The 18,154-nt window shown below is 32.3% G+C and carries 15 protein-coding genes and 1 pseudogene; 11 read left to right on the top strand and 5 right to left on the bottom strand.

Features of this window, described 5'->3' with window-relative positions:
• Positions 1-132 precede the first annotated feature (132 nt).
• From B0A75_RS12570 to B0A75_RS12530, 9 genes are all read left to right on the top strand, one after another.
• Positions 133-1,317, top strand: coding sequence for a hypothetical protein (locus tag B0A75_RS12570; RefSeq protein ID WP_089054617.1), 1,185 nt, complete (start codon positions 133-135; stop codon positions 1,315-1,317).
• Positions 1,318-1,360: 43 nt separating this feature from the next.
• On the top strand, positions 1,361-1,915 hold the full coding sequence (locus B0A75_RS12565) for a hypothetical protein (protein ID WP_089054616.1): 555 nt from the start codon (positions 1,361-1,363) through the stop codon (positions 1,913-1,915).
• Positions 1,916-2,123: 208 nt separating this feature from the next.
• Positions 2,124-2,450 carry an ArsR/SmtB family transcription factor gene (locus tag B0A75_RS12560; RefSeq protein WP_089054615.1) on the top strand — a complete coding sequence of 109 codons (327 nt, stop codon included), beginning with the start codon at positions 2,124-2,126 and terminating at the stop codon, positions 2,448-2,450.
• Complete coding sequence (locus B0A75_RS12555) at positions 2,440-2,940, top strand: SRPBCC family protein (RefSeq protein WP_089054614.1); 501 nt, start codon at positions 2,440-2,442, stop codon at positions 2,938-2,940. Before B0A75_RS12560 ends, B0A75_RS12555 begins: the two co-directional genes overlap by 11 nt.
• A gap of 43 nt (positions 2,941-2,983) precedes the next feature.
• On the top strand, positions 2,984-3,481 hold the full coding sequence (locus tag B0A75_RS12550) for an SRPBCC family protein (protein ID WP_089054613.1): 498 nt from the start codon (positions 2,984-2,986) through the stop codon (positions 3,479-3,481).
• Positions 3,482-3,564: 83 nt separating this feature from the next.
• Positions 3,565-4,431 (top strand): alpha/beta hydrolase, encoded by an 867-nt coding sequence (locus B0A75_RS12545; protein ID WP_089054612.1) that lies wholly within the window; start codon positions 3,565-3,567, stop codon positions 4,429-4,431.
• Positions 4,432-4,436: 5 nt separating this feature from the next.
• Positions 4,437-5,123 (top strand): GNAT family N-acetyltransferase, encoded by a 687-nt coding sequence (locus tag B0A75_RS12540; RefSeq protein ID WP_089054611.1) that lies wholly within the window; start codon positions 4,437-4,439, stop codon positions 5,121-5,123.
• Between the two features lie 35 nt (positions 5,124-5,158).
• Positions 5,159-5,527 carry a nuclear transport factor 2 family protein gene (locus tag B0A75_RS12535; protein WP_089054610.1) on the top strand — a complete coding sequence of 123 codons (369 nt, stop codon included), beginning with the start codon at positions 5,159-5,161 and terminating at the stop codon, positions 5,525-5,527.
• Between the two features lie 151 nt (positions 5,528-5,678).
• Positions 5,679-7,268, top strand: a complete 1,590-nt coding sequence (locus B0A75_RS12530; RefSeq protein WP_089054609.1) for an ABC-F family ATP-binding cassette domain-containing protein — start codon at positions 5,679-5,681, stop codon at positions 7,266-7,268.
• A 149-nt stretch (positions 7,269-7,417) separates the two neighbouring features.
• On the opposite strand, the pseudogene B0A75_RS12525 reads toward B0A75_RS12530, so the two are convergent.
• From B0A75_RS12525 to B0A75_RS12505, 5 genes and pseudogenes are all read right to left on the bottom strand, one after another.
• Positions 7,418-7,534, bottom strand: a pseudogene (locus B0A75_RS12525) (magnesium chelatase subunit ChlI family protein); the annotation flags it as partial.
• Positions 7,535-7,684: 150 nt separating this feature from the next.
• Positions 7,685-10,354, bottom strand: coding sequence for a carboxypeptidase-like regulatory domain-containing protein (locus B0A75_RS12520; RefSeq protein WP_089054608.1), 2,670 nt, complete (start codon positions 10,352-10,354; stop codon positions 7,685-7,687).
• Between the two features lie 9 nt (positions 10,355-10,363).
• Positions 10,364-11,080 (bottom strand): GLPGLI family protein, encoded by a 717-nt coding sequence (locus B0A75_RS12515; protein WP_089054607.1) that lies wholly within the window; start codon positions 11,078-11,080, stop codon positions 10,364-10,366.
• Between the two features lie 61 nt (positions 11,081-11,141).
• Positions 11,142-11,306, bottom strand: a complete 165-nt coding sequence (locus B0A75_RS20525; protein WP_165765124.1) for a hypothetical protein — start codon at positions 11,304-11,306, stop codon at positions 11,142-11,144.
• A 655-nt stretch (positions 11,307-11,961) separates the two neighbouring features.
• A complete protein-coding gene (locus tag B0A75_RS12505) occupies positions 11,962-13,497 on the bottom strand; it encodes a YifB family Mg chelatase-like AAA ATPase (protein ID WP_089054605.1) in 1,536 nt (511 codons plus the stop codon).
• Between the two features lie 202 nt (positions 13,498-13,699).
• On the opposite strand from B0A75_RS12505, the gene B0A75_RS12500 reads away from it, so the two are divergent.
• Together B0A75_RS12500 and B0A75_RS12495 are read left to right on the top strand one after the other, a co-directional pair.
• Positions 13,700-16,699, top strand: a complete 3,000-nt coding sequence (locus B0A75_RS12500; protein WP_089054604.1) for an amidohydrolase family protein — start codon at positions 13,700-13,702, stop codon at positions 16,697-16,699.
• Positions 16,700-16,736: 37 nt separating this feature from the next.
• Positions 16,737-18,044 carry an amidohydrolase family protein gene (locus B0A75_RS12495; RefSeq protein ID WP_089054603.1) on the top strand — a complete coding sequence of 436 codons (1,308 nt, stop codon included), beginning with the start codon at positions 16,737-16,739 and terminating at the stop codon, positions 18,042-18,044.
• Positions 18,045-18,154: the final 110 nt, after the last annotated feature.

Raw genomic sequence — 18,154 nt, 5'->3', positions numbered from 1 at the left:
CACAGAGATAAAGGCGAAAGCGGGACTAAAAGTTCTTGTAAAAACATAAAGCTCTGCTCCTTAAAATAAATTAAAAAAAGGCATGGTTGTTGAAAATTAAATGAAATATATTTGCACTTTCAAAAAAATACTATGCAAAAAACTACTTTATTATTCTCTATATTCTTTCTAATTCTATCATCGTGCGGCGTAAAAACAACTCAGGCTTTAATAAGCGATGGTAATTATGACGGTGCTATTGATCGCGCAGTTGAAGCTTTGAGAACAAAAAAAGATTCAAAAGGAAAACAAGATTATGTGTATTTACTAGAAGAAGCTTTTGCAAAAGCCAAAGAAAGAGATCTTCGTGATCTTGATTTAATGATTAAAGAAGCTACTCCTACAAATGCTGAACGTGTTTACAATACCTATTTACAATTGAATAACCGTCAGGAAAAAATAAGACCGTTATTACCTCTTCCGTTATTAAAACAGGGAAAAAATGCTTCTTTTTCTTTTGATAACTATTCAAACCAAATTATAAGCAGTAAAATTGCTCTTACCAGATATTTATACGAAAATGCTTTGACTCTTTTAAAATCAAACAATAAACTTGATTATAGAAAAGCCTATGACGATTTAACGTATTTAGAAAACATTAGTCCAAACTATAAGAATGCTAAAAAACTAATGGAAGACGCACTGTTTAAAGGAACTGATTTTGTAGATGTTTATGCTAAAAATCAAACCAATATGGTGATTCCGAAAATGCTTCAAGACGATTTATTGGATTTTAAAACGTACGGACTAAATGATAAATGGACCGTTTACCACAGCGCCCGACAAAAAAATGTTACTTACGATTACAGCTTAATAATCAATTTTAGACAAATAAATATTTCACCAGAACAAATTAAGGAGAAAGAATTTATAAAGGAAAGACAGATTAAAGATGGTATGAAAACACTTTTAGACAGTCGAGGGAGACCTGTAAAAGACAGTTTGGGCAAGGAAATAAAAGTGGATAATTACAGAATGCTTCGCGCAAATGTTTACGAATTTAGACAATTTAAGTCTTGTCAAGTTACTGCAGTTGTAGATTATGTTGATGTAAGAACAAATCAATTACTTCAATCATTTCCTGTAACCAGCGAATATTTCTTTGAGAATATTTACTCGACTTACAAAGGCGACAGAAATGCCTGCGACGATAACTATATTAGTTATTTTACAAAACGCGCAGTTCCTTTTCCTAACAACGAACAAATGGTTTATGATACGGGCGAAGATTTAAAAGCAAAAATTAAAGATATTATTGTTCGAAATAAATTCAGATAATAATCCCATTTAACTTAAAATAGAAGTAGTTAAAAAACAAAATATGAAATTTAGAATTTTAATTATCGCCACACTCCTTTTTATCTCTTGCAAAAAAGAAGATAAACAACCGGCTGACTCAACTGTAACTACGAAAAAAGATACACTTCAAAAAACGGAAAAAACAGAAATCAAAAATACTGCTGATACAATCGTATTATCAAAAAAACATAAGACAAATAAAATTTTATGTGATCTTGATGGAGATGGTTTAAATGAAACTGTTGAAATTGTAAGAAGCACTAAAAATGGAAAAAGCGGTTTGAGAATCATTTTCGGGCACGGAAATAAAACCGATTATTTTGGCATGGGAAATGACATTTTGGATCAAGGTTTTGATGAGATCGACTGGGCTGGAATATTTGAAAAAGCACCCAAAAATGAATTGTACTGGGATAACGTAGGCGAAAATGGCGATATACTTGCAGATGAAGAAATCAAAGAAGAAGACAAAATAAAACTGCTAAATGACGGAATATTTATTCACGCCGAAGAAAGCTGCGGCGGTGGAATAATTTATTTGGAAAACGGAAAATACAAATGGATTCAGCAAGAATAATTTTATAGATTTACAAAAACATTACATTTAGATTTAAGCAGAGGCTCACTTAATACAGTGAGCCTCTGCTTGTTTTACAGCATTTCATTCTGCTCTGTTTTACTATATTTTGTAGTTGTGAGGTAAAAAAAAGTCAAAATTCATATTGCGCAACCAAAAAGTTGCGTATATTTGCAACTGATTAGTTGCTTATTTAAATAATTAAAAAATGAAACGAGATATTTTTCAAGCCATTGCTGACCCAACCCGAAGAGCAATTCTGGTTTTAATTGCTTCTAATGCATTAACACCCAATGCAATTGCAGAACAATTTAATACAACAAGACAAGCAGTTTCTAAACACATTAAAATTCTTAACGAATGCGAATTGTTGAATGAAACTAAGATGGGAAGAGAAATTTATTATCAACTCAAAATTGACAAAATGAAAGAAATTGATCAATGGCTTGAACAATTTAAACAAATATGGGAAAGCCGTTTCAGTCAATTAGATCAAGTATTAATGAACTTAAAATCTAAAGAAAATGGAATCTAATTTAGCAATGAGTTTTACTGTAGATAAAGAAAACAAAACGGTAAACATAAAACGTGAATTTAATGCTCCTTTATCAAACGTTTGGTCGGCATGGACCGAGCCCGAAATTTTAGATCAATGGTGGGCGCCCGCTCCATTTAAATCGAAAACAAAAAGTATGGATTTTAAAGAAGGCGGACGAAGACTGTATGCTATGGTTGGTATGGAAGGCGAAGAACGATGGAGTTCTTTTGATTATACTTCTATCTCTCCAAAAACAAACTTTAAATATTCAGCTGCCTTTTGTGATGCTGATGGAAATCCAAATTCAGCTTTTGGAAGCTCATATTGGGATTTAACGTTTTCTGAAAAAGGGAATCTGACGGTTGTTGATATTGCAATTAAACGAGATAGCTTGGAGGAATTAGAAAAAATAATCGAAATGGGGTTCAAAGAAGGAATTACAGCCACTATGCAAAGTTTGGACAAAATCTTTGAAACACAAAAATAAAAACAGAGTCAAAAAATAGTAATAAATCTAAAATCTAAAGAAAATGAAATCTAATCTATTAATGAATTTTACTGTAGACAAAGAAAATAGCACCGTAAATGTAAAACGTGAGTTTAATGCTTCTCTAGCAAATGTGTGGTCGGCATGGACAGAACCAGAAATCCTAGATCAATGGTGGGCGCCAGCTCCTTGGAAAGCCAGAACAAAAAGCATGGAATTTAAAGAAGGCGGCCGTAGACTTTATGCTATGGTAGGACCAGAAGGCGAAGAACACTGGGCAATAGCCGATTTTATATCGATAACGCCTAAAACTAATTTTAAATATCTAGATGCTTTTAGTGATAACGAAGGAAACTTAAACGCAGATTTCCCACGTTCTGACTGGACCGTTAACTTTTCTGAGCAAGGAAATTCAACAATTGTAGATATTGCCATTAAACACGATAAATTATCTGATCTAGAAAAGATTATCGAAATGGGCTTCAAAGAAGGTTTCACAATTGCTCTTGAAGGCTTGGATGAAATTTTTGCAAAAAAATAAAAAAAGTCATTAAAATAGTATAAAGACGAAAGCTTCAAAAAATAAAATCGTAACTTTCGTCTTTATACTATTTCCTTTAAACAATGAACAATTTCTCTACTTCAATCCTCTTATTCCTTTTTTCAATTTCTATTTTCAGCCAGAATACCAAATCAAAATCGACAGACGCCAGCAAACCATTTGTACTTGGGGTTATTGATGAAATACAATCGAAAGAATTAGGCGAAAATCGAATTTTAAACATTTATCTTCCTGAAGGCTACACAACAAAAGACACCACGAAATATCCTGTAATTTATTTATTGGATGGCTCTGCAGATGAAGATTTTATCCATATCTCAGGTTTAGTACAATTTAATAGTTTTGAATGGATCAATCAAGTTCCAAAATCGATTGTTGTAGGTATTGCAACCTTAGATCGAAGAAGAGATTTTACTTTTCCTACAACTGTTCAAAATGATAAAAACCGATTTCCAACAACGGGGCATTCGGATAAATTTATTGCTTTTATCGAAAAAGAATTACAGCCTTTTATTGATAAAAAATACAAAACCAACCATTCCAAAACCATTATCGGACAATCTCTTGGAGGGTTACTGGAAACAGAAATCTTATTCAAAAAACCATTACTATTTAATAAATACGTAATCGTAAGTCCGAGTTTATGGTGGAATAATGGTTCTATTTTAAATCAGAATCCAGAAATTCTTTCGGAAAATTTCAAACAGAAAACAGAGATTTATATTGCAGTAGGCAAAGAAGGACTTACGCCTACAGAAATTCCGCGTGTCATGGAAGTTGACGCTAATCTATTGGCAGAAAAAATAAAAGCATCTCAGAGCAAAAATATAAAAGTCTATTTTGATTATTTCCCAGAGGAGAATCACGGTACAATTTTACATCCTGCCGTTTCAAATTCTTTTAAATTCTTTTATCCCCAAAGCAAATAATAAAAATGAAAATTACTGAAGAAAGCAAATTAGACAATCCCGTTTGGAATTCATTATCTGAAAGTCATCAAAAATTTGCTTTAGAGTATAACGGAACCAAGTTTTATAATCCTGATTATTGTCCGTTTGGAGGATTTTTGGAACTTGAGAACACTCTAGAATCAGCACGCAAATATGCTTCATTATGCGAAAATTTCTTTATTGTTGGCAAAAAGCCTAAAATTGGTGACACTTTAAAAATTGCCAAGGAACTCGTTTGTCTTCAAATGATTGTTCGTGAGAAAATTCAAATAACATTTGATAATGAAATCATTAAACTTACCGAAGAACATAAAGAAGAATTATTTGAATTGGTAAATTTGGTTCAACCCGGATATTTTAAAACCAATACATTTTTATTAGGCAGTTATTACGGAATTCTCTCCAGTGGAAAGTTAATATCAATTGCCGGCGAAAGAATGAAAATGAATAATTTTACCGAAGTCAGCGCCATTATAACACATCCAGATCATACCGGAAAAGGTTACGCCAAACAACTGACTTCGCATGTTGTAAACAATATTTTTGATGAAGGCAAAATTCCGTTTTTACACGTTGTCGAAACTAATCTTGGAGCCATAAAACTCTATGAAAAACTAGGCTTTGTTACACGAAGAAAAATGAGTTTCTGGAATATTTCTAAAAAGTTGTAAATTTAGATTTCTATTCATTTATCATTTTACGAATCATGACATCAAATAAACAAACCATAAACGAATATATGGCTGCTTTTATGGTAAGCGACCATCAAAGAATTCTTGCCTGTCTGACTGATGATGTAGTTTGGGAAATGCCTGGAATATACCGGCATGTGGGTAAAGAAGCTTTTGATAAAGAAATTGAAAATGACAATTTTATTGGCAGTCCAACGATTCAGATTATAAAATTAATCGAAGAAAATAATATCGTGATTGCCGAAGGTGCTGTTCAAGGAAACATGAAAAACGGTAACAAACTGGATGCCGTTTTTTGTGATGTTTTTGAAATGGAAAACGGAAAAATAAAAAAACTCACTTCCTATCTAATGTCTAAAAATGCCAATTTAAAATTTGAATAATCTGGAATTCAAATCTTAAAAAATATTTTTTATATCTTTGCCACACTAAATAAACCGCACAAACTCTATGTGATTAAAAATTTCTTTCGGACAATTTTAAGGTAAGCCTCAAAAGGCTTGCTCATTTGTTTATTCCTTAAAGAAAGAAATTATGGTTATTTTACAAAATATCTCATACCTGCATTCAAACAAAGATTTGCTGTTTGATAAAATCACTTTTACCGTTAATCCTCGCGAAAAAATTGCTTTAATAGGAAGCAACGGCGTTGGAAAATCGACATTATTAAAAATTATTGCAGGTGAATTACAACCTGCTGACGGAATATTAAAAACCGATTCTAAGCCATATTATCTGCCGCAAATATTCGGACAGTTTAATCATCTTAGTATTGCTCAGGCTTTACAGGTTGAAGATAAAATGAATGCGCTTCAGGAAATTCTTAACGGAAATGTTTCCGAAGAAAATCTCAGCACTTTAAACGACGACTGGACAATTGAAGATCGCTGTAATGAAGCACTGCAATATTGGCAATTGCAGGATTTAAATTGGAATCAAAAATTGGAAACACTAAGCGGCGGACAAAAAACAAAAGTTTTTCTAGCCGGAATTTCAATTCATCAGCCTGAACTTGTTTTACTTGACGAGCCAAGTAATCATTTAGATGTTTCGGGAAGAGAATTGCTATACAATTTTCTAAAAAGTACTTCTTCAACTTTGATTGTTGTAAGTCATGATCGAAAACTGCTTAATTTATTGCATTCGGTTTACGAATTATCAAAATACGGAATTACGATTTATGGCGGTAACTACGATTTTTATACTGAACAAAAACGTATTGAAAACAATGCTTTAAGCCAAGATATTCAGGGTAAAGAAAAAGCTTTACGCAAAGCAAAAGAGAAAGAACGAGAAACGCTCGAACGTCAAAACAAACTTGATTCCCGCGGTGAAAAGAAGCAAAAGAAAGCTGGAGTTTCTCGAATTATGATGAATACTTTGCGCAACAATGCCGAAAACAGTACCGCTAAAACGAAAGGTATTCATGCTGAAAAGATTAGTGGAATATCAAACGAATTACAGGAATTACGATCCTCTTTACCTGATATTGATCAAATGAAATTTGGCTTTGCCAAAACAGATTTGCATAAAGGCAAAACACTTTTTTCTGCAGCTGCTATTAACCACAGTTACGAAGATCATTTGCTATGGAAAGAACCGCTCAGTTTCCAAATTCTAAGTGGTGAGCGTGTGGCGCTGAAAGGTTTAAATGGCTCTGGAAAAACAACTTTGATTAAAATAATCATGGGTGAATTGCATCCCAAAATAGGAACAATTTACAAAGCCGATTCGAAAATTATTTATATCGATCAAGATTATTCACTTATCGAAAATGGAATTTCGGTTTATGAACAGGCTCAAAAATTTAATGTTTCGGGTTTACAGGAACATGATATAAAAATGAAACTGAACAAGTTTCTGTTTTTACAAAATGATTGGAATAAATCCAGCTCGGCTTTAAGCGGAGGTGAAAAAATGCGTTTGATGCTTTGTTGTTTAACGATTAATGATCAAGCTCCAGATATCATTATTTTGGATGAACCTACAAACAATCTTGATATTCAAAATATCGAAATTTTGACGGCTGCAATTAATGAATACAAAGGAACTTTAATTGTAGTTTCTCACGATGCTGTTTTTTTGGAGGAAATACATATAGAGGATTTTATTGAATTATATTAAATTTTATCATTTCGAGGAAAGAGAAATCACACACGCTGGGCACGCACTGTTGTCGAGTTTCTGATGAAGATCCCTCGTTCCTCGGAATGACAAGATTACGCAGAACTTTGACAAAGTTTTCTGTACAAAGTATTACAATCTAAAGTCAATTACCCCAACCATCCATCACGATCCAAACTTCGATATTGAATCGCCTCGGCTATATGCTGTGAAATTATATTTTCTGAATTATCTAAATCGGAAATTGTGCGGGCTACTTTAATAACTATTAATAATATATAGCTTAAAACTGAGATAGTCTATTTTATTAAAAATTAAAATAAAACGAACTAAAGATGGAAGAACTTAGTAAAGAACTAAATCTGGAAAACTTTAAATTAATTTTGACTAGTACATTTGTAACAGGAATGGTTTCACTAAAGCTTATAGTTTATCGAAAATAAAATAGCTCGAGGCAGAATATATGTATTTTGTTCACTAATCATATAGTCCGAAAATGAGTAGCTATTTTTCTTTTTAATATCGAACAAATTATTAACTGATAATTCAAAACCTAATGGTTTATTTTTCTTTTGATAAAAAAGTGATGTATTCGCGATATCGTAAAAATTAGACTGCTTGGCATTATTTGTGTTTTTTAAATACTCATAATCAATCTTATACTTCCAAAATTTAAAAAAGGTAACTTCAAGTGCAGTTGTTATGGCATCTGTTTCATATTTAGATATTGTTAAACCTGAAAAATCACTAAAGCCTTTGCTGTAACCAATACTAAAATCTGGCCATTTTTTATATGCAGTTTTAAAAATCAAACCAATATCTTGATTATTCCTTTTATTATTTGTGGTAACATCATTTAAAGTTTGTGAGTAAGTAAACCTTGATAACCTCGTATTTAATTTCAAATTAAATCGATAGATTCTTTTAGAGACAAAACCATTAAAACCAATATTCGTTTCTGGATTATCAGTTAAAATTGGAGTATTAAATTGATCTATCCCATCCAATTGAGTTTCATTTCGAATCACTTTTACTTTCTTAGAATAATTTAGCATTCCGTTCCAAATAATCCCTCTGTATGTGTTCATTTTTGAATAACGCAAGCTCGCAGAATGATACTTTTCGTTTCCTAATAGTGCATTACCTTTATAGACTGCATTGTAAAATTCAAGAGTATACTTATTTGCCAATTGATTTACGTCTGGAAATTTATTTTCTAATTTATAAGCAAAACTTAAAGTCTCTGACTTATTAAACTCATAATCACTATTCCATTGTGGCTGAAACAATACTTTTGAAACATTATAATTGCCATCATTTTGAATTGTATTTAACTGATACCAATGTAAATAAACCCCAGGCTTATTTACCCATTTTCCTATCTTAAATTTATACTCTAGACCAACATACGCATCATTTAATTTATAACTAATATTATTTCCAAAACCAGCTGTTGCAAAATCATTAATGGAACCATCCGTTAAAATTTGTTTTTCGGAAGTTTTAAAATTAGACTTTTCAAAATTATTACCAATATTAGTATACAAATGATTAAAATTATTAATAATCCAATAGTGTTTAAAAAGAGCATCAATACTATTTACCTCTGATCTTTTTACTTGATTAATAATATAACTTTCATCTTCAATTAATGGTATTAATCCCTGCAAAAAAGGTTCATTTGTAAACCAATTATTTGTGGGAGTAATTTTATCATAAGCCTGATTGACTACAAAGGTCGTTGTGTGGTGCTCATTGTAACTTTTATGCCATTCCATGTATTGTTTTACTGATGCATTGTCAGCTTTATTGATTGTTTCAAAAATACTTGAACCTAAATCTGTTACAGAATTCAAAACACTTGTCAAATCATTAGTACTCGACTGATATTGGCCGTTATAATACCATTTTTCTTTAGTTGTGGGAGAATAGTCTAGTTTTACATTTCCTATTCCTAAAACAGCAGTATTATCTACGTTTCTTGTTTTATTTTCATAATCAACTGTACTATTGTTATTCAGATATTCAATAGTATTATCTATCCTCGAAACCGTAAAAACTTTAGAAAATATTCCGAATCCGGACAAAGTAAATTTTGGTGAGAAATCATGACTAAAATTAAAGGCGCTAAATTGTGATTTGCTTTGAACTACATCTATATTATCATTAGAAAAAGTACGCAAATTAGTTAGTGCTTTTCTTCCTGAAAGAAAACTACTAAAGCCTCCTCCAAAACGCATTAAATCATCAAAAGTAAAAGTACTTTTACCTATATTATTGGCATCTCCAATGAAACTAATATTGGTCTTTGGAGCATAATAAAACAAAGCGGCATGTGCCAAATAAAAACCATTATCCTCAGTACCCACTTCTGCACTTGCCTGTACATCACCAAAAACAAATTTTTTCTTATCTTCCTTTAACTTTACATTCATAGCAAGATCGTCACTATCTGAAACTTGCTTCATAAATCCTACCTCATTAAAATTATCAATTACTTCAATTTTATCGAGTGCGTCTGCTGGAATATTCTCTACTGCTAATTTCGATCCACCACCAAAAAAAGATTTCCCTTCCACTAGCATTTTCGTTACCTTTTTTCCTTGTACTGTTACTGTCCCATTTTTATCTACTTCTACACCTGGTAATTTTTCCAATATTTCTTTCATTTTGCGTTCACTCCCATTTGAGAAAGCCTTCACATCAAAAATCAAGGTGTCTTTTTTTACTATAATTGGTTTAAAATCATGTTTAATCACAATTTCTTTAAGATTTTCGCCAGTGGTTTTTAATTTAAAATCATGAGACATTTTATCCGATTCAGGTTCTAATATAAGTACTTCTTCTACAAACCCAATATAAGAAACCGTAATCTCATACCTCACCTCTTTATCGAGTTCTAAACGGTAACGCCCTTTGCTATCTGAAATAGAAAATTTGAGACTTGCTTTTTCCTGTAATGGCTTAGCAATTACATTTGCTGATTCTAATGGTTTATTTATGTCGTCAGAAACCACACCTATAAAGCTTTTAGTTTGAGAAAAAGAAATAGTCGAAAAAAGCAAGAATAGTATATAACGAATCATTTACAAACATTATTTTGGCATAGCATTCATATTATTCTGATGAGTCTGCTCTACTATCTTATCAAAACTTTCTTCTGTAATTATCTTTCCTTTTACTTCATTAATCTTAATATCCAAATTTGAATTTATATCTATTTTTGAGACTAAATAGACTATTTTATCGTCGTGCAATTCTAATATCAAACCTGGTAATCCTCCAAACTCTTTTGGTCCATAACTTAATGGTATAGTTGGGCAATACCAAGCTATCACTTCTATCCTATTATTTGTTTTTTTCATAGGAACTTTTTTTTGTATTAATGCTTTATAACATAAATAACCATTTATTGTTTTAGTTTCATTTGTAAGTTGCCAATTATTATCTACTTCCGATAACACATTAAAGGTTTCTCCAGAAAAATCAATAACTTTTAAAACTGTCTTTTTATCATTATCCCTATAATAATCATATTTTCCAGCAAACATCTTAGCTATTCTTGTAATCCTTTCATTAATATCCAATGCAGAAATTAGATAAAAAAAAGATTTGTTATTTTTTATCAATAACTCATACTCTAATTTCTTGAGTTCTTCATCAATCCCATCCACACGCAATTTACTTTTTACGACGACTTCATTTTTTTCCAAAGAGCCTCCCTCAGGTAAAACTATATAATTTACTTTGGCTAGATTTTGAGCAGTTAATGCAAAAGAAAAAAAGAAAAAAACAATATACTTATATTTCATAAAATTTAATTTTAATCCGTTTAGACTAAATATCTAAACGGATTATTAATATCAATAATTTTTAATGCCCCATACACTCTTTATAAGCTGCCCAAGCTTCACCAGGAGCATCATAAGGTAAACCTGCATCTACAAATTCAATGTAAGTACTATGATACACATCTGTGCAACTAGTTGTATAAAGAGTGTAATCTACTTCAGACTCTACATTGATTGTATTCGCCATTATTGTACCACTAAACGCTACCACCGAAAGAGCGGTAAATACTAATTTTTTCATAATTAAATTGATTTAAATTTTACAAATATTTTTGGTTAACCTTTTACAAAAATTAAAATTATTCGCTTAATGCTAAAAAAAATCTTACTTTATTAACTATTAATTAACAATATTTGCTTTGCCAAAAGGATAAATCTCTATACAGCAATATCTTACATTTTTTATTAATAGTAATGCCATATTTCTTAATTAACTAAGTTTATCCAAAATAAACATCATTTACTAATGCATTTTATCCATTATTTTCAGCTGATTAATTTCTTCAATCTACTTTTTACAAACATCAACTCCTCACAACTTTTTTAAGTTTTATTCATTTTATTTTAATTCCAATTCAAGAAGTAACTCATATCTAGATTCTCAGATATTGGTTTCACAAATTTCGCACGATGCTGTTTTTTTTTGGAGGAAATACATATTGAGGATTTTATTGAATTATACTAAAGTTTGTCATTTCGAGGAACGAGAAATCAGAAACGCTGAGCACGCGCTGTTGTCGAGTTTCTAATGCAATTTCTCGTTCCTCAGAATTGACAAGATTATAGAACCTCTGCCAAAATTTTCATCCAAAGTATTACAATCTAAAACCTGAAATCTAAAATCATCCCAGCCATCCTTCTCTATCCAAACTTCGATATTGAATTGCCTCGGCGATATGCTGCGAAATTATATTTTCTGAATTATCTAAATCGGAAATTGTGCGGGCTACTTTCAAAATTCTATCGTAAGCTCTTGCAGAAAGATTTAATCGTTCCATAGCTGTTTTTAAAAGTACTTTAGATTGTTCGTCTAAAGCACAAAACTCCCGAATGAGCTTACTGCTCATTTGTGCATTGTAATGAATGTTTTCTACGTTTTCAAAACGTTTGGTTTGAATTTCACGCGCTGCTGTAACACGCTTACGAATTTCGACACTACTTTCGGCTTTACGATCGTCGGCTAATTTATCAAATGGAACTGGAGTAACTTCAATATGAATATCGATTCGATCTAATAATGGTCCAGAAATTTTGCTCATGTAACGCTGCATTTCGTGCGGCGATGAAGTATTCGGCATGCTTGGATCATTAAAAAAACCACTCGGACTTGGATTCATACTTGCCACAAGCATAAATGATGAGGGATAAGTTACGGTAAATTTCGCTCTTGAAATTGTTACTTCACGATCTTCTAACGGCTGACGCATTACTTCTAAAACATCACGCTTAAACTCTGGTAATTCATCTAAAAACAAAACACCATTATGTGCCATCGAAATTTCTCCAGGCTGTGGATAACTTCCTCCTCCAACAAGTGCTACATTCGAAATAGTATGATGCGGACTTCTAAAAGGCCGTTGATTCATTAAACCTACTTCTTTTAACTTTCCGGCAACACTATGAATTTTAGTAGTTTCAAGTGCTTCTCGCAATGTCATCGGAGGCAAAATACTCGGAACACGTTTTGCAAGCATCGTTTTACCAGCTCCGGGCGGACCAATTAAAATAATATTATGCCCTCCTGCCGCTGCAATTTCCATACAGCGTTTTATACTTTCTTGTCCACGAACATCAGAAAAATCATGTTCAGGAAAATCTAGTGTTTTGTAAAATTCCTCTCGAGTATCAATTACTGTTGGTTCAAGAGTACCTTTTCCACCAAAAAAATCAATTATTTCTTGTAAATTAGAAACACCGTAAACATCTAAACCAGCAACAATAGCCGCTTCTTTTACATTTTGAATGGGCAGAAAAAAGCCTTTATATCCTTCTTCTTTTGCTTTTATAGCAATAGGCAAAGCGCCGCGAATAGGTTGTAAACTTCCGTCAAGAGAAAGTTCACCCATAATAATATACTGTTCAATTTCTGGTGCTTTTATTTGATCTGAACCAACCAAAATCCCCATAGCCAATGGTAAATCGTATGCAGAACCTTCTTTACGAAGATCGGCGGGCGCCATATTTATTGTGATTCTTTTTCCAGGTAAGCTTAATCCATTGTTTTTAAGCGCTGCTGCAATTCTAAAACTGCTTTCTTTAATTGCATTATCAGGAAGACCAACTAAATGATAACCAATTCCTTTATCCATATGCACTTCGATCGTAATCGTTGTTGCTTCCACTCCAAAAACAGCACTTCCGTAAACTTTTACCAGCATAATATCTTTAATGAAAAGTAAAAGTATTTAATTTAATTGAAAACCTTTATTTTTTTGTAAATATTTTATTACATAAATTTTAAACTTTTATTTTAACCGAGCCAGTTATTAATTTCTACCTAACAAAAAAACACTTTTTAAATTTTACACTTGGTTAAATACTAATAATTGTTATTTTTATGAAAAATTAGCCTTATTATCCATGAAAAAAACCTTACTCCTACTCTTTTTGAGCATATTTTTAACAAAAATACATGCCCAAGATTATTTCCCTGTTAACGAAAGTGTACATAACAAAATTAAAAACTACACGGTATTCACAAATGCAACGATTTATGTAACTCCAACGCAAAAAATCGAAAAAGGAACCTTACTTATTCAAGACGGTAAAGTTGTTGCTGTTGGAAATACAATTTCGATTCCTAAAAACAGTATTACAATAGATCTTACAGGAAAAACAATTTATCCTTCGTTTATTGATATTTATACTTCTTTTGGAGTAGAAAAACCAAAATCCAACTTGACCCGAGGACGTGACCGCAGTCCTTTGTATGACACCAAAAAAACGGGTTATTATTGGAACGAAAGTATACTTCCAGAAGTAAACTCATATGAAACTTTTAAATACGACCAGCCTAAAGCCGAAGAATTATTAAAAGCAGGTTTTGGAGTTGTTGGAACCCATATTCCAGATGGAGTTGCTCAAGGAACTGGCGCTTTGGTTGCTTTAAACAATACTGACAACAGCAAACAAATTATTGCCAACAAATTGACCAACCATTTTGCCTTTACCAGAAGTGCACTGACCAACCAAGCTTATCCAAGCTCGCTAATGGGTATGATGGCATTGTTACGCCAAATGTATTTAGATTTGGATTGGTACAAAAAAGGAAATTCTGAAACCAAAGATTTATCTTTAGAAGCATTGGCAAACAATGAAAAACTAGTTCAAATTTTTACTTCAGAAGATAAGTTAAACAGCTTAAGAGCATCAAAAATTGCCAAAGAATTTGGTTTAAACTATATTCTAAAAGGAAGCGGTAATGAATTTGAAAGAATAGAAGAAATTAAAAACACAAATGCTAAATTTATTATCCCAATAAGTTTTCCAGAAGCTTACGATGTCACAAATCCTTATTTATCCAATCAGATTGAACTGGCTGATATGCGTTTTTGGAATCAAGCTCCAACGAACTTAAAAGTGCTTTCGGACAACGGAATTGTTTTTGCCTTGACTACAGACAAGCTAAAAAAAATAGAAGATTTTAAACCTAATCTTTTAAAAGCCATTAAATATGGTTTTGATAAAACAAAAGCATTAGAAGCACTAACTACAATTCCTGCAGCAATTTTAGGAAAAAGCAATGAAGTTGGAAGTTTAAAAACAGGCAGTTATGCCAATTTCATTATTACTTCGGGAGAAGTTTTTGACGAAAAAACAATCTTATTTGAAAACTGGGTTCAAGGAAATAAATTTATAGTAACCGATATTAATGCAAAAGATATTCGCGGCAATTATGATTTAACTATTGGAAAAGACAGCTACAAATGGAAAATTAACGGAACTGCCGATAGTCCGAAATCTGAAATAACTACCGTTGATGCCAAAAAACTAAAAACAACTTTTGGAGTTTCTAAAAATTGGATTTCTCTAGTTATTAAACCAGCAGATTCTACTAAATCTACTTTTACACGTTTAACAGGATTTATTGAAAAACTAGAGAGTTTGTCTGGAAAAGCAGTTTTATCTAATGGAGATGAATTAGTTTGGAATGCAGTAAAAACAAGTCCGTTTGTTGCTGTAAAAGATTCTGCTAAAGTAGAGAAACCTAATAGTGTTATCCCTGTAACGTATCCTAATATTGCTTTTGGAGATGCTAAAAAACAAACTGCACAAACTTTATTGTTTAAAAATGCTACTGTTTGGACGAATGAAAAAGATGGGATTCTAACAGAAACTGATGTTTTAATAAAAAACGGAAAAATCGCTGCTGTTGGCAAAAATCTCTCTGACGCTTCTGCAACTATTATTGATGCAAAAGGCAAGCATATTACAAGCGGTATTATCGACGAGCACTCTCATATTGCCATTTCAAAAGGTGTGAATGAGAGCGGACATAATTCTACTGCAGAAGTTACCATTCAAGATGTTGTAAACTCTGAAGACATTAATATTTATAGAGATCTTGCAGGAGGTGTAACCATTTCGCAATTATTACACGGATCAGCAAACCCTATTGGTGGTCGCTCTGCAATTGTAAAATGGAAATGGGGTTCTTCTCCAGACGAAATGTTGTATAAAAATCAGCCTAAGTTTATCAAATTTGCCTTGGGAGAAAATGTAAAACAAGCCAATTGGGGGATTGATAATCCTACTCGTTTTCCACAAACCAGAATGGGAGTTGAACAAGTTTTTACCGATTATTTTCAGCTTGCTAAAGAATACGATGAAAACTGGAAAAAATTCAATACCGGTTCTAAAAAAGGAAAAGCGCCAAGAGTTGACTTAGAATTGCAAACCATTGCAGAAATTTTAAATAAAGAACGTTTTATTACCTGCCACTCTTACGTAGAATCTGAAATTTTAATGTTAATGAATGTTACCGAAAAATTTAATTTCAAAGTAAATACATTTACCCATATTCTTGAAGGTTACAAAGTAGCTGACAAAATGAAGGAACACGGTGTTGGTGCTTCGACGTTCTCTGATTGGTGGGCTTATAAATTTGAAGTAAATGATGCTATTCCGTTTAACGGACCAATTATGCACAATGAAGGATTGGTAGTTGCTTACAACTCAGATGATGCCGAAATGTCTCGCAGATTGAATCAAGAAGCTGCAAAAGCAGTTAAATACGGGAACATTTCTGAAGAAGAAGCTTGGAAGTTTGTAACTCTAAATCCTGCTAAATTATTACACATCGATGATAAAGTAGGAAGTTTAAAAGTCGGTAAAGATGCAGATGTCGTATTGTGGAGCGAAAATCCATTATCTATTTATGCTAAAGCAGAAAAAACAATCATCGAAGGAGTTGTCTATTTTGATCTTGAAAAAGATGCACAAAAACAATTGGCAATTACAAAAGAAAGAAATGAATTGATTGGACAAATGCTGCAAGAAAAAAACAAAGGAAACAGCACACAGCAGCCAACACGAAAAGAAAAAAAAGAATATCACTGTGACACTTTAGAACAGTTATAAAACTTTTAAAAATTTCAAAATAATAAAAAAAGACAACATGATACATCAATATATTTATAAACTGCTGCCTGTTTTTTTTGCTTCTGTTTCAATATATGCACAGCAAATTCCGGCATCAAAACAAACTAAATCTGTTTTGATTTTAAATGCCACTGCACATTTAGGCAATGGTAACGTAATTCAAAATAGTGCTATTGGATTTAAAGACGGAAAAATTACCTTGGTGGCAGATGCAACAACGATCAGATTAGCTGCCAACGCTTATGATACGACTATCGATGCCAGTGGGAAACACGTTTACCCAGGATTTATAGCTGCAAACACCACTTTAGGATTAGTCGAAATTGATGCTGTAAAATCATCAGACGATCAAGAAGAAATTGGAAGTTTTAATCCGAATGTAAGAAGTATTATTGCTTATAATTCAGAATCTAAGGTTGTTGAAACCGTTCGTCCAAATGGCATTTTAATCGCACAGGTTACGCCACGAGGCGGCAGGATTTCAGGAACGTCTTCTATTGTTCAATTAGATGCTTGGAGCTGGCAGGATGCTATTGTAAAAGAGAATGACGGAATCCATCTTAATTTTCCATCTAGTTTTAAAAGATCTGGTTCATGGTTTGAACCCGGACTAATTGAAGCAAATAAAGATTATCCTAAACAAGCCGAAGAAATAAATGCATTTTTAATAAATGCTAAAGTCTATAATCAAGGTTCGAGTAAAGAGAGAAATATTGTTCTTGAAGCTACAAAAGGTCTTTTTGATGGAACACAAACTCTTTATATTCATGCAGATGAAGAAAAGCAAATTGTAGATGCTATTCAATTAGCAGTTGACAATCAAATTAAAAAGATTGTTATTGTTGGAGGATTTGAAGCTTACAAAGCAGCTGATGCATTGCAAAAATACAACGTAGGTGTTTTACTAAGACGTGTACATGACATGCCTACAAGCGATGATCAAGATGTAAACCTGCCTTATAAAATGGCTAAAATCTTAACAGACAAAGGTATAGTAGTAGGATTAGAAAACAGCGGAGATCATGAACGTATGAGTGTTAGAAACCTTCCGTTTTTAGCAGGAACTTGCGCCGCTTTTGGTTTAGATAAGGAAAAAGCTGTACAGCTCATAACTTTAAATACAGCAAAGTTACTTGGCATTGATACTAGCTGCGGAACATTAGAAACGGGTAAAGATGCAACTTTATTTATCTCCGAAGGTGATGCACTGGATATGAGAACAAATAAATTAACGAGCGCTTTTATTCAAGGAAGAACCATTATTTTAGAAACTTTTCAAACCAAATTAAACGATAAATTTAAGGCAAAGTTCAATCAGAAATAAACCTTTAGTTATTTCCCAAAAAGGCATCATTTGAATAATTCATCTGATGCCTTTTTTATTTACAAATAAAACTGCTTTTTCAACATTTTTCAATTATTTACGCACAGTTA

It is taken from the genome of Flavobacterium oncorhynchi (genome assembly GCF_002217355.1).
Taxonomy (GTDB): Bacteria; Bacteroidota; Bacteroidia; order Flavobacteriales; family Flavobacteriaceae; genus Flavobacterium; species Flavobacterium oncorhynchi.
This window is presented reverse-complemented; position numbering and strand designations above follow the sequence as displayed.